Raw genomic sequence first — 1,031 nt, forward strand, 5'->3', positions numbered from 1 at the left:
CAATAAATAGGGGGAGCAGTTATTCTAGTTGCCAAGACAAGCCCAAGGGATGAAGAGAAGATTTTTCGCGAATAATAAGACATCTCCAAAATAGTAACATTATGTGGTAAAAGAACATAAGAGACCTTTTTTTACACAGAAAGATGAGCGACATCCTGAATCATATTGAAGAAAATCCTAAAGAAACACAGCGATTAATTGGTCTGGCCTATGAAGAGTTACAACAATTGCTCCAAAATGCCGAAGGATTACATCATGAAAAACAAGCTTTACTAGAAGCAAAGAAAGTGAGAATTATTGCTGGTGGAGGAGGTCGAAAAGCCAAACTATCTCTGACCGAACAAATAATTTTAACCTTGGTCTATCTGAGGCATATGACAACATTTCAACTTCTCGGCATCCAGTTTGGAGTAAGTGAGTCTACAGCTAATGATACATTTAACTATTGGTTGCCGCACCTGCGACAATTGCTACCATCTAGCTTGCTGGAACAAGTAAAAAAAACGCTGCTGACCATGCAATAGTTAAGGAAATACTCACAGAATATGAATTAATAGTAGATACCTACGAACAAGTCAGAGAGAGACCTGGAGATAAGGAGGAACAAGAAAAATACTTTTCAGGCAAGAAGAGTAATCATACATTCAAAAGTCAAATAATTATCATGCCAGATGGTAGAGATATAGTTGATGTTGTGGCAGGGGAACCTGGACCTAAAAGCGATATAACCTTATTCCGGGAATATCGCTCCGAGTTTGACCCTCAACAAAGATTTAAGGGAGATAAAGCTTACGTTGGAGAAGATTTAATAACAACTCCCATTAAAAAACCCAGAAACCGAGAATTAACCACTGAACAAAAAGAACAAAACAAAGCGTTTTCGGCTCGCCGAATTTTTGTGGAACATCGAATTAGAACGGTCAAGATATTTCGAGTTGCCCAAGAAAGATTTAGGTAAGGATTCAGGTAAAAATAGTTCCGCAGAGAGCCGAACAATATGGTAATGTAGTCAGATGAGCGAAAAGTCAGAG

General features: G+C 38.3%; 2 protein-coding genes. Both read left to right on the forward strand.

Annotated features, from left to right (window positions below; translation table 11 throughout):
• The first annotated feature begins 143 nt into the window (after window positions 1–143).
• Complete coding sequence (locus tag QUB26_RS31915; protein ID WP_333293203.1) at window positions 144–524, forward strand: transposase family protein; 381 nt, start codon at window positions 144–146, stop codon at window positions 522–524.
• Between the two features lie 29 nt (window positions 525–553).
• Window positions 554–958: a transposase family protein gene (locus QUB26_RS31920; RefSeq protein ID WP_333321330.1), complete on the forward strand. Its 405-nt coding sequence runs from the start codon at window positions 554–556 to the stop codon at window positions 956–958.
• Window positions 959–1,031: the final 73 nt, after the last annotated feature.

Source organism: Microcoleus sp. B4-C1 (genome assembly GCF_036705285.1).
Taxonomy (GTDB): Bacteria; Cyanobacteriota; Cyanobacteriia; order Cyanobacteriales; family Microcoleaceae; genus Microcoleus.

Coding starts and splice junctions, on each gene's coding strand:
- QUB26_RS31915 (WP_333293203.1), top strand. CDS start 144: ATGAGCGACATCCTGAATCATATTGAAGAAAATCCTAAAGAAACACAG.